The sequence below is a fragment of the Amycolatopsis sp. QT-25 genome (assembly GCF_029369745.1).
Lineage (GTDB): Bacteria > Actinomycetota > Actinomycetes > Mycobacteriales > Pseudonocardiaceae > Amycolatopsis.
Map to the genome: position 1 here is coordinate 6,589,081 of NZ_CP120210.1, position 11,248 is coordinate 6,600,328.

An 11,248-nucleotide genomic window follows, 5' to 3' on the forward strand; every position below is an offset into this window, starting at 1 on the left:
AAACTCCTCCGCAGTACGGCGCTGTATCGGGGATGGACACAGCCGGATCGTACCGGCCGGTAGCCATGCTAATCGCCATTAACATAAACCGCGATAACCCCACGGTGTCAATGGGTTGCGATGTACGCAACCGGCGCTATCGTGGGTTCACCTATGGAGCACCCGACCGAGCGTTCAGCCCGACCGCGCGACCGCAAGGCCCAGCTGGCAGGCCTCGCCGCGGAGCTGTTTCGCGCCCGCGGGTTCCACGGCGTCGGCATCAACGACATCGCCGCCGCGGCCGGCATCACCGGGCCCGCGCTGTACCGGCATTTCACGGACAAGCAGGCCGTGCTGTCCTACGTCGTGCTCTCCGGCATCGACGACATGGAAACGGCCACCATCGAGACCCTCGCCGACGTCGACCTTCCCGTTCCCGCGCAGGTCAACGCCCTGTTGGGCACTCTTGCCGCCCAAGCCGTGGAGCGGCGCGAAGTCGCCGCGCTGTGGCGCTGGGAGGGCAGGCATCTGCCCCGTGAGGGGCGCCGGGAGATCCGCCGACGGTCGGGCGCGGTGCTGGCGGCGTGGGCCAAGGCGCTGCTCGCGTTGCGCCCGGAACTGACCGCCGACGACGCCGAGCTGCTGTGCTGGGCGGGGCTGAGCGTGTTCGGCAGCGTCTCCGTACATCACACGTCCGTGGCGAAGAAACGCTTCGCGCAGATCCTGGTGCGGCTGGCGGAGTCGGTGCTGCATGTCACACTGCCCGAGCCCCGGGAACCGCCGGACGAGACGCCGTCGATGGCACTCGGCGAGCCGTCCCGCCGCGAGCGGATCCTCGCGGCCGCGACCGAGCTGTTCGGGCACCGCGGCTTCCGCGCGGTGAGCATGGAGGAGATCGGCGCGGCGGCCGGGATCGCCGGACCCAGCGTGTACCGCCATTTCCCGAGCAAGGCGGCGCTGATGGTGGCGATCGGGCACCGCGCTGCCGACCGACTGGCGCTCGCCGCGGAACGCGCGTTGCGGACCGGCGACGAACGCGACGCGCTGCGCAGGCTCGCGGCGTCCTACGTGCACACCTTGCTGCACACGCCCGAACTGCTGGTGTCGTTCTCCGGCAGCCCCATGGAGCTGCCGGAACGCGACAAGGCGGACCTGATCCGCGTCCAGCGGGACTACGTCGCGCGCTGGATCGCGCTGGCGTCGGAAGTCCGCCCGGAACTGAGCCTGCGCGAAGTGAAGATCACCGTGCACGCGGCGCTGACCATCGCGAACGACCTCGCGCGCACCCGGCGGGTCAACGGCCGCCCGAACATCGAAGCCGAGCTGACGACGCTGACGCACGCGGCACTCGGCGTCTGAAACCGGCTTGCGCTCAGTGGCGAGGTGCGGCTGGTCGTGAGTGGCGATTCGGGCGGTCGGCCACCAGCCGAGGAAACTCGACCTTCACGCCTTCCCACTACATGAAGGCCCCCATCCTTGCGCCTAAGTACAGGAAGGGGTCCTTCCTGTACTTCGACTGAGGCTCGTCAGGACTTGGATCGCACTCACGCGCGGCCTCCAGAGGCACCCACCCTCGCCTATCTCGTCACCTGGTGAGCAATCCGCCTCAGGGGAGGACCCGAATCACTCACGAGCGTGACGTTCGCCGCCCCCGTGGTGGCGCATCCGCCCGAGGAGCGTTAACCTACTCACGAGTAGGTAACGAGGCAGGGAGACTCACCGTGGGTGCGCCTAGGAAACGAGACGCGATGGGCCTTGGCCTGTCCGCGCTCACCCGGCTGGCCGGGAGCAAGGTCATTGAACGGGCCGGACTTCGGAAGCCCGTGCAGAACCTGGTCAGTGCCGGGACGCGCAACGGCTTCCGGGTCGCGGGCGCGGCGGGACGGACCTTCAAATCCGCCAAGAAGCTCGGCAAGCCGGCGCGGCTCGCGCCCGCCGGGGACACGGGGCTGTTCGACCTCACCCCCAGTGAGGACCAGCAGCTCATCGTCGAGACCGTGACGGAATTCGCGGCCGAGCAGCTTCGGCCCGCCGCGGCCGACGCCGACGCGAAGCTTCAGGCGCCCGAGGGGCTGTTGAGCCGTGCCGCCGAGCTCGGCATCACGCTCGTCGGCATTCCCGAGGAGCTGGGCGGCGTCGGCACCGAACGGTCGGTCGTCACGAACGCGCTGGTCGCCGAGGCCCTCGCGCACGGCGACCTCGGCCTCGCGGTCGCGGTGCTCGCGCCGTCCGCGGTCAGCACCGCGCTGGTGTCCTACGGCGACGAGCAGCAGCAGGCGGACTACCTGCCCGCGTTCGTCGGCGAGAACGTCCCGGCCGCGGCGCTCGCGCTGCAGGAGCGCACCGCGCTGTTCGACCCGTTCAAGCCGGCCACCAAAGCCCGCCGCACGCCGAGGGGCTACCAGCTCGATGGCGTGAAGTCGCTGGTCCCGAGGGCCGCGGACGCCGAACTCTTCATCGTGTCGGCCGACCTCGAAGGCCGGGGTCCCGCGTTGTTCCTCGTGGAGTCGTCCAACTCGGGCGTCACCATCGAGTCCGAACCGGCGATGGGCCTGCGGGGCGCGGCGACCGGGAAGCTGCACCTGGAGAAGGTCGCGTTGCCCGCCGGAGCACTGCTCGGCGGCGGCAAGACCGAGGTGTTCACCGAGGTCGTCCGGCTCTCACGGCTCGGCTGGGCCGCGTTGGCCGCCGGTACCGCGAAGGCCGTTCTCGATTACGTGGTGCCGTACGTCAACGAGCGCAAGGCGTTCGGGGAACCGGTGAGCCACCGGCAGGCCGTCGCGTTCTCGGTGGCCGACATCGCCATCGAGCTGGAAGGGCTGCGGCTGGTCACCCTTCGCGCCGCTTCCCGCGCCGAACAGGGCAAGCCGTACGCCCGCGAGGTCGCGCTGGCCCGGAAACTGGCCGCCGACAAGGGAATGCAGATCGGCAGCGCCGGTGTGCAGCTGCTCGGCGGGCACGGGTTCGTCAAGGAACACCCCGTCGAACGCTGGTACCGCGACCTCCGTGCGATCGGCGTGCTGGAAGGCGCCGTCCTCCTCTAGGACTTGTGAAAGGCGATCATGATCAACCTTGAGGTTCCGAAGAAGGCCGGCACCCTGATCAATCAGGCGTACCAGGCCGCGGCCGAGGTGTTCCGGCCGATCTCGCGCAAGTACGACCGCGCCGAGCACACCTATCCCGCCGAACTTGACATGTTCGCCGCACTGCTCGACGGGCTGAACTCCTCCGGCGAGGGCGGCGCGGGCGCGGCGGGCGTCCGCCGGTCAGAGAAGAACGAGAAACCGGGCAACCGCAACGGTTCCAACCTCAACATCGTGCTCGGCACGATCGAGATGTGCTGGGGCGACGTCGGTCTGCTGCTGTCGATGCCGCGTCAGGGGCTCGGCAACGCCGCCATCGGCTCGGTCGCCACCGACGAACAGCTCAAGAAGTTCTCCGGGCTGTGGGCCGCGATGGCGATCACCGAACCGGACTGCGGCTCGGATTCCGCCGCGATCACCGCGACCGCGCGCCTGGACGGCGACGAGTACGTGATCAACGGCGAGAAGATCTTCGTGACCGCAGGCGAACGCGCGGACGCCGTCGTCGTCTGGGCCACCCTGGACAAGACGAAGGGCCGCGCGGCGATCAAGTCCTTCGTCGTCGAGAAGGGCACGCCGGGCTTCGAGGTGGTGCGCGTCGAGCACAAACTCGGCATCCGCGCCTCCGACACCGCCGTGTTGCGGTTCGAGAACGTCCGCGTGCCCAAGGAGAATCTCCTCGGCACGCCGGAGATCGACACCGCCAAGGGTTTCGCCGGGGTCATGCAGACCTTCGACAACACCCGCCCGCTGGTCGCCGCCATGGCCATCGGCGTCGCCCGCGCGGCGCTGGAGGAGACCCGGAAGGTCCTCATCGACGCGGGTGTGGTCATCGACTACGACAAGCCCGTCCACGGCCAGCACGCCGCGGCCGCGACGTTCCTTCAGCTGGAGGCGGACTACGAATCGGCGTACCTGCTGACGATGGAGTCGGCGTGGATGGCCGACAACCGCAAGCCGAATTCGCTGCAGGCCTCGATGGCCAAGGCTAAGGCGGGCCGGTCGGTCGTCGAGATCACGCTCAAATGCGTCGAGCTGGCCGGAACCTGGGGATACACCGAGGAATCGCTGCTGGAGAAGTGGAGCCGGGACGCCAAGATCCTGGACATCTTCGAAGGCACGCAACAGATCCAGCAGCTCATCGTGGCGCGCCGGATCCTGGGCAAGACGAGCGCCGAGCTGAAGTAGCGCCCGAACTGCCGTGAAGAGGCCCGTGCAGCTGCACGGGCCTCTTTTTCGTTTGTTCCACCATAATGACAACACCATCAAGTGAACGGCCTTGACGGCCGGACAGAGGTACTCTCGAACCTTCCTTTGCCCGCCGAGGCCGGAGTCGCGATGAGACCGCTCTCCCCCGCCGCACGCTGGTGTCTCATCGTCCTCGGCGTGACGATCTGCTACTTCGCGACCGCGCAGATCGGGATCCAGTGGGCGATCGTGCGCGAGCAGATCTCGCCGCTGTGGCCTGCCGCGGGTGTCGCGCTGGCGGTGCCGATGCTGCTGGGTCCGCGGTTCTGGCCAGGGATCTTCCTCGGCGCACTCCTGACGAACATCGCTCTCGGCCCTTCGCCGGTCGCGATCCTGGTGATCTCGTCGGGGAACACGATCGGCCCGATGCTGGCTCACGCGGTGATGCGGCGGCTGGGTGGCCGCAACCGGCTCGACCGGCTGCCCGACGCCGTCCTCCTGGTGGTGGTCGGGGCGATCGGCGGCACCATCGTCAGTGCCGTGCTGGGCACCGGTGTGCTGATCCTCGACGGCGCGCTGGTGCCCGCGGATTTCTGGGCGACGGCGCTCGTCTGGTGGACCGGCGACGCGATGGGCGTGCTGACGATCACGCCGCTGCTGCTCCTGGCGCCGAGGTTCCGCCTGCCGAGGGGCGTTCCGCTCGCTCGCTGGGGTGAGGCGGCGGCGCTCTCGCTGTTCGGTCTCGGTACGGCGATCCTCGCGTCCGTCACCATGTCCAAGCTGTTCCTGGTCTTCCCGGTGCTCGTCTGGGCGGCGCTGCGGTTCCGGCAAGCCGGGGCGCTGATGTGCTCGTTGTGCGTCTGCACCTTCACGATCTTCGCCGCCATCCACGGACTCGGCCCTTACGGTTCCTACGCGCTGGCCGTCCGGATGTTGCACGTCCAGGCGTTCGACGCCACCGTGGGGCTGACGGCCCTCGTGTTGTCCACGATCGTCCTGCAACGCGATCGTGCGACCGCCGAGATCACCGACGCCTGGTGCCGGATCACCGAAATGGTCGACTTGATCGCGCCACGCCAGTCGCTGCGCAGTGCCATCACCCAGCGCAAGGACGCCGAGGCTCAGGCGGCCTGTTCGTCGAGGAAGCGGTCGAGGTAGCGCCAGGTGGTCCCGCGCGCCTTCCGGCCGGTCAGCACGCCCAGATGCCCGCCGGGGGCGGTCTCGAAGGTGACCGAAGGCGAGTTGTCCAGCAGCTCGGTGAGCCGTTCGACGGCCGCGCGCGGGGCGATCGTGTCGTTCTGCCCGGCGATGACCAGCGCCGGCACCTTGATCCCGGACAGCGCGATGATGCGGCCGTTGAGGTCGACCGTGCCCTCGGCGAGGTCGTTGGCGCGGAAGAACCGGTGATAGATCTGGCCGAACGTCCGCCCGGGGTAGGCGATCATGTTGTCCATGAAGTGGTCGACGGCCTCGATCTGCGCCAGGTAGTCCCGATCGTCGAGATTCTTCAGGATCGCCAGCGGTTTGGTGATCTCCTTGCTGATCCCGGTCGCCCGGAAGACCCGGCTGACCAGATAGGACGGTGCGCCGCCGAGTACGCGGTAGATCGGGGTCAGCAGATGGCCGCCGGTGAGGTCCACCAGCGGGCGGAACGGCGCGATCAGCGGGATCGCGGTGAAGTCGAACGGCGAGGCGATGGTCGCGATCGATTCGATCGGCAGCTTGGGCTGGTCCGCGGCGGTCAGCAGGGAGAAGATCCCGCCGAGGCACCAGGCGACGACGTGCACACCCTGGCCGCCGGAATCCTCGCTGACCTTGCGGATCGCGCGCGGGAGCACTTCCTCGACCCAGTGCTCGATGCCGAGGCGCCGGTCGGAGAAGGCGACGTTCCCGTAGTCGACCAGATAGGTGTTGCGGCCGCCGTCGACCAGGTGCTCGGCGAGGCTGCACCCTCGGCGCAGGTCGAAGCACAGCGCGGGCGCGGCCAGCGGCGGCACCAGCAGCACCGGCGGACCCGGCATTGGGGCCTTGCCGTTCGTCAGCCGGTACAGCGAACGGTTCGGGCCCTGGTCGATCAGGACGCGCGGCACCGGGCGAAGATCGGCGACACCACCGTGCAGCACCTTCCCGACGACGTTCGACGCGGCGGCGGCGAGCCGTGCCGGGGGTGTGGCCATGGTGTGCCTCCTGAGGAATCGACGCGGTAAGAGGTAATCTTGCCGCGTGCGGGCGCACGACTCAACACCGTGGCCGCCTCAGGCCGTCCATTTCGGACAGTGACTGGGCCGTACGAGTCAAGCATCGGCGTCCTTTTCCGCCGCCGGGGCACTCCGCGCGGCACGCGATTCGTACTCCGCGCGAGCACTGGAATGCGTTGCGGAGGACAAGATCTTGTCGCCGCCGAGCGCGCGAAGCAGTCCCTCGCCGAGGCGCCGCGGAAGCAGCCGTGTGATCCTGCTTATGACGTCCAGCGACGCGGGAACGAAGACGTCGAATTTGGGACGACGCACCACATCGACAATGGCCTGCGCCACATCTTCCGGCTGCACCGACTTGAAGAACTTCGCCTCGCCGAGTCCGCTCGCCAGCTCCGTGCGCACCACCGCGGGCATCACGCAGGAGACCAGCACACCCGTTCCGTGCAATTCCAGGTGCACCGATTCCGACAAGCCGACGACGGCGTGTTTCGTCGCGCAGTAGGTGGCGGCACCGGGGAAACCCGCCTTGCCCGCCATCGAGGCGATGTTGACGATATGGCCGGTGCCACGCGGGCGCATCCGCTTCACGGCTTCCCTGGTGCCGTGGACGACCGCGTGCAGGTTGATCTCGATCAGCCTGCGGGTCGCCGCGTCGTCCTCTTCTTCGAGCGGCGCGAGCGGCATGATGCCCGCGTTGTTGATCAGCACGTCGATCGGGCCGACGCGCCGCTCGACCTCGTCGAGGAACTCGGTGAAACCCTTCGTGTCGGTGACGTCGAGCGGCAGCGCTTCCGCGCCCAGTTCGGCGGCGGTCTTCTCGGCGAGGACCTGGTCCAGATCGCCGATGACCACCTTGGCGCCGAGCCGGGACAGTGCCGCCGCGGTACTGGCGCCGATGCCCCGCGCCGCTCCGGTGATCACGACGACCTTGCCGGTCAGGGAACGTGCACGCTTGGCCATGCCGGTCTCCTCTGCGACTTCACTGTCCCGGGGCACTGTTGGCGATGTGTCAACTATGGTGCCCCGGAAGCCGCGCGAACGCCAGTCCTACGGGCGCTGCTCGAACACCTGCCCGATCCAGCCCTTGACGTCGAAACGTTCCGTCGGCTTGAAACCCTGGCTTTCGTAATACCGCTGAAGGTCGCCGTCGCCTCCGGCCCAGCAGTCGACCCGCACCAGCCCGATGCCCCGTTCCCGAGCCTCGGCCAGCGCGAACTCGATCAGCCGTGAGCCGACCCGGTGACCGGTGAACCGGCGTGAGGTCAGCAGCAAGCCGATGTAGATCTCCGGTTCGTCGACCGGCGAGACATGGGGAAAACGGTCACCGAGGATGATCGCCCCGGCCGCCTGGCCGTCGATCTCGGCGAGGTACAGCCCCGGCCCGTCGGCCATCCCGCGAACCCGCTCGACCCGTTTCGGGATCGTGGACCACGGCTCGGTGCCCCACTGCCCCGCGCTGCCGCGTTCGGCCAGCCACGCGACGACCTCGTCGAACATGTCCAGCAACGTCGGCAAGTCCCCGGAACCACCCTGGCGGATGACGAAATCGCTCATGCTTCCGTTCTACAACATCGCGAGGAAGCGCGGGTGTTCTGTCGGATCAGGCGACACCGAGGTGCCGCGCGATCAGCATACGCTGCACTTCCGAGGTCCCCTCGCCGATCTCGAGGATCTTCGCGTCCCGGTAGAAACGGCTCACCGGGAACTCGTTCATGAAGCCGTATCCGCCGAAGATCTGCGTCGCCTCCCGCGAGTTGTCCATGGCGGCGTTCGACGCGACGAGCTTCGCGATCGACGCCTCCTGCTTGAACGGCTCACCGCGCAGCATCTTCGACGCCGCCGCGTAGTAGGCCAGCCGCGCGGTGTGCGTGCGCACCTCCATGTCGGCGATCTTGAACTGGATCGCCTGGTACTCACCGATCTTGTGCCCGAACGCCTCGCGTTCCTTCACATACCGCAGGCATTCGTCGACGCAGCCCTGCGCGAGTCCGACGCTCAGCGCGGCGATCGCGACCCGGCCTTCGTCCAGAATGGACAGGAACTGGGCGTAGCCGCGACCGCGTTCCCCGACCAGGTTCCCGGCCGGGACGCGGACGTCGTCGAACGAGAGCTCGTGCGTGTCCGAGCAGTTCCAGCCGACCTTGGAGTACTTCGGCGCGACGGTGAAGCCCGGCGTGCCGGACGGGACGATGATCGCCGAGATCTCCTTGCGGCCGTTTTCCTTCACGTCGGTGACCGCGGTGACCGTGACCAGTTTCGTGATGTCGGTGCCGGAATTGGTGATGAACGACTTGCTGCCGTTGATCACCCAGGTGTCGCCGTCGAGTTTCGCGCGCGTGCGGGTGGCGCCGGCGTCCGAGCCACCACCGGGTTCGGTGAGCCCGAAGGCGCCGAGCGCGGTGCCGGCACACAGCTCCGGAAGCCACTTCTGCTTCTGCTCCTCGGTGCCGAACCGGTGGATCGGCATGGCGCCCAGGGAAACACCGGCCTCGACGGTGATCGCGACCGAGGAATCGACGCGCGCCAGCTCCTCCAGGGTCAGGCAGAGCGCGAAGTAGTCGCCGCCCATGCCGCCGTACTCCTCGGGGAAGGGCAACCCGAACAGGCCCATCTCGGCCATCTTCGCGACGATCTCGTACGGGAACTCCTCCCGTTCGTAGAGGTCACCGATGACCGGGGCGACCTCGGAGCGCGCGAATTCCTCGACCGTCTTGCGCAGCGCCTCGTACTCGTCATCCAGTCGAAAGTCGATCATTGGCCATCCTTTTGGGGTGTCACAACGGCTACCGTCTCGTCCAGCGCGACCGGTTGGCCCACCCGGACGGGGAGTTCGCTGACCACGCCGTCGATCGGCGCGGTGATCGTGTGCTCCATCTTCATCGCCTCGACGACCACGAGTGGCGTTCCGGCGCTCACCACGTCACCGGCGGCGGCCTTGACCACCAGCACGGTTCCGGGCATCGGGCTGGTGACCGGTCCGGCGCCACCCGCGGCGCCGGCGGCCGAGCGCAGCCTTTCGCGCTCGCCGATCGCGAAGCTGTGACCGTCACGCGCGAGCCACACGGTCTTTCCGGAGCCGACGGCGTGCCGGTACCGATGGAAACCGCTGGGGTGCCGGACTTCCAGCAGGTCCCCCTCGCGTCGCGCGGACACCCGGACCGGCTCGGCGCCGTCTGCGCCGTCGACGCCGACGATACTGACGAGCGCGTCCGCCGGAGTGCCCTGCACCCGCACGACGACTTCGGAACTGCCCGACTTCAACGCGAAGTCGATCCCGCCGGAAGCGCCGAGCCGCCAGCCATCGGGAACGTCCCAGGGATCGATGACGGAACCCTTCGGCTGCAAGGAAAGCAGCCGGTCGAGCGCCGCCGCCACGAAGAACTCCGGCGGCACTTCTTCGGAGACCAAAGTGGACAATCGCCGGTCGACGAGCTCGGTGTCGAGCTTGCCGTCGCGGACGTCGCCATCGGCGAGGAGCCCGCGCAGGAAGGCGATGTTCGTGCCGAGGCCGAGCAACGCGGTGTCCGCGAGCGCCAGATCGAGCCGGTGCAACGCGGCCGCGCGGTCCGGGCCCCAGGCGATGACCTTGGCCAGCATCGGGTCGTAGTTCGACCCGACGACCGCGCCCTCGCTCATCCACGAGTCGACCCGCACTCCCTCGCCGGAGGGCTCGTGGACCGCGAGCACGGTTCCGCCCGTCGGAATGAAGCCGCGAGCGGGGTCTTCGGCGTAGACGCGGGCCTCGACGGCGTGACCGTCCAGCCGGACGTCGTCCTGCGAAACGGTGAGCACGTCACCGGCGGCGATCTTGACCTGCCATTCGACCAGGTCCAGCCCGGTGACCAGTTCGGTCACCGGATGCTCGACCTGCAGGCGCGTGTTCATCTCCATGAAGAAGAACTCGTCCGGCGCGGTGGCGGAGACGATGAACTCGACCGTCCCCGCGCCGACGTAGCCCACCGAGCGCGCGGCCTCGACCGCGGACGCGCCCATCTTCGCGCGCGTGGCTTCGTCGAGGAGCACGGAGGGTGCTTCTTCGATGATCTTCTGGTGCCGCCGTTGCAGGCTGCACTCGCGCTCACCGAGGTGGATCACGTTGCCGTGGGTGTCGGCGAGCACCTGGATCTCGATGTGGCGCGGCGTGGTGACGAACCGCTCCATGAGCAGCGTGTCGTCACCGAAGGACCCCTTGGCCTCCCGGCGGGCGGACTCGACGGCCGAGTCCAATTCGGACAGTTCGTTGACCAGCCGCATCCCCTTGCCGCCCCCGCCGGCGGACGGCTTGAGCAGCAAAGGGAACCCGACGCTCTCGGCGGCGGCGGCGAATCCGCCTTCAGGAATGTCCACATCGGACGCACCCGGTACCACCGGGACACCGGCCTCGGACACCGTCGCCTTGGCGCGGATCTTGTCGCCCATGGCGTCGATCGCCGCGACCGGCGGGCCGATGAAGACCAGCCCCGCCTCGGCGCAGGCGCGGGCGAATTCCGCGTTCTCCGCGAGAAAGCCGTAGCCGGGATGGATCGCCTGCGCACCCGTGTCGAGCGCCGCGCGGACGATCGCCGGGATGGACAGATAGCTTTTCGCCGCTTCGGCCGGGCCGATGCGCACCGCGGTGTGCGCCTCCCGGACGTGCCGGGCGTCGGCGTCCGCGTCGCTGTACACCGCGACCGAACGGATGCCGAGCCCCCGCAGCGAGCGGATCACGCGGACGGCGATCTCCCCGCGGTTGGCGACCAGAACCGTGTCGAACATGCTCACATCCCGTGTTTTCCGGCGGCGCGCGGGTTCGGGTCGTAC

At 68.5% G+C, this 11,248-nt stretch carries 9 protein-coding genes; 4 read left to right on the forward strand and 5 right to left on the reverse strand.

Annotation, left to right across the window (positions count from 1 at the left end):
• Positions 1-153 precede the first annotated feature (153 nt).
• The 4 genes from P3102_RS30755 (at position 154) to P3102_RS30770 (ending at position 5,408) form a co-directional block, all read left to right on the forward strand.
• Complete coding sequence (locus P3102_RS30755) at positions 154-1,338, forward strand: TetR/AcrR family transcriptional regulator (protein ID WP_276363911.1); 1,185 nt, start codon at positions 154-156, stop codon at positions 1,336-1,338.
• Positions 1,339-1,727: 389 nt separating this feature from the next.
• Positions 1,728-3,023, forward strand: a complete 1,296-nt coding sequence (locus P3102_RS30760; protein ID WP_276371422.1) for an acyl-CoA dehydrogenase family protein — start codon at positions 1,728-1,730, stop codon at positions 3,021-3,023.
• Between the two features lie 18 nt (positions 3,024-3,041).
• A complete protein-coding gene (locus P3102_RS30765; protein WP_276363913.1) occupies positions 3,042-4,250 on the forward strand; it encodes an acyl-CoA dehydrogenase family protein in 1,209 nt (402 codons plus the stop codon).
• Between the two features lie 150 nt (positions 4,251-4,400).
• Positions 4,401-5,408, forward strand: coding sequence for an MASE1 domain-containing protein (locus P3102_RS30770; protein WP_276363915.1), 1,008 nt, complete (start codon positions 4,401-4,403; stop codon positions 5,406-5,408).
• On the opposite strand, the gene P3102_RS30775 is transcribed toward P3102_RS30770, so the two are convergent.
• The 5 genes from P3102_RS30775 to P3102_RS30795 all read right to left on the reverse strand — a co-directional run bounded on the left by P3102_RS30775 (position 5,372) and on the right by P3102_RS30795 (position 11,203).
• The gene (locus P3102_RS30775) at positions 5,372-6,427 is read right to left on the reverse strand and encodes an alpha/beta fold hydrolase (protein ID WP_276363916.1); all 1,056 of its coding nucleotides are present in this window, start codon (positions 6,425-6,427) and stop codon (positions 5,372-5,374) included. The two genes, P3102_RS30770 and P3102_RS30775, sit on opposite strands and share 37 nt — an antisense overlap.
• A 117-nt stretch (positions 6,428-6,544) precedes the next feature.
• Positions 6,545-7,408: an SDR family oxidoreductase gene (locus P3102_RS30780; RefSeq protein ID WP_276363918.1), complete on the reverse strand. Its 864-nt coding sequence runs from the start codon at positions 7,406-7,408 to the stop codon at positions 6,545-6,547.
• Positions 7,409-7,495: 87 nt separating this feature from the next.
• Entirely contained in the window at positions 7,496-8,002 is a 507-nt protein-coding gene (locus P3102_RS30785; RefSeq protein WP_276363920.1) for a GNAT family N-acetyltransferase, read from the reverse strand.
• A 46-nt stretch (positions 8,003-8,048) separates the two neighbouring features.
• Complete coding sequence (locus P3102_RS30790) at positions 8,049-9,203, reverse strand: acyl-CoA dehydrogenase family protein (RefSeq protein ID WP_276363922.1); 1,155 nt, start codon at positions 9,201-9,203, stop codon at positions 8,049-8,051.
• Positions 9,200-11,203: a biotin carboxylase N-terminal domain-containing protein gene (locus tag P3102_RS30795; RefSeq protein ID WP_276363924.1), complete on the reverse strand. Its 2,004-nt coding sequence runs from the start codon at positions 11,201-11,203 to the stop codon at positions 9,200-9,202. Before P3102_RS30795 ends, P3102_RS30790 begins: the two co-directional genes overlap by 4 nt.
• Positions 11,204-11,248 lie beyond the last annotated feature (45 nt).

What these genes read in the sequence shown, in the direction of transcription:
- P3102_RS30785 (WP_276363920.1), bottom strand. Translation starts at nt 8,002, where the DNA reads ATGAGCGATTTCGTCATCCGCCAGGGTGGTTCCGGGGACTTGCCGACG.
- P3102_RS30765 (WP_276363913.1), top strand. Translation starts at nt 3,042, where the DNA reads ATGATCAACCTTGAGGTTCCGAAGAAGGCCGGCACCCTGATCAATCAG.
- P3102_RS30770 (WP_276363915.1), top strand. Translation starts at nt 4,401, where the DNA reads ATGAGACCGCTCTCCCCCGCCGCACGCTGGTGTCTCATCGTCCTCGGC.
- P3102_RS30775 (WP_276363916.1), bottom strand. Translation starts at nt 6,427, where the DNA reads ATGGCCACACCCCCGGCACGGCTCGCCGCCGCCGCGTCGAACGTCGTC.
- P3102_RS30780 (WP_276363918.1), bottom strand. Translation starts at nt 7,408, where the DNA reads ATGGCCAAGCGTGCACGTTCCCTGACCGGCAAGGTCGTCGTGATCACC.
- P3102_RS30795 (WP_276363924.1), bottom strand. Translation starts at nt 11,203, where the DNA reads ATGTTCGACACGGTTCTGGTCGCCAACCGCGGGGAGATCGCCGTCCGC.
- P3102_RS30755 (WP_276363911.1), top strand. Translation starts at nt 154, where the DNA reads ATGGAGCACCCGACCGAGCGTTCAGCCCGACCGCGCGACCGCAAGGCC.
- P3102_RS30760 (WP_276371422.1), top strand. Translation starts at nt 1,728, where the DNA reads ATGGGCCTTGGCCTGTCCGCGCTCACCCGGCTGGCCGGGAGCAAGGTC.
- P3102_RS30790 (WP_276363922.1), bottom strand. Translation starts at nt 9,203, where the DNA reads ATGATCGACTTTCGACTGGATGACGAGTACGAGGCGCTGCGCAAGACG.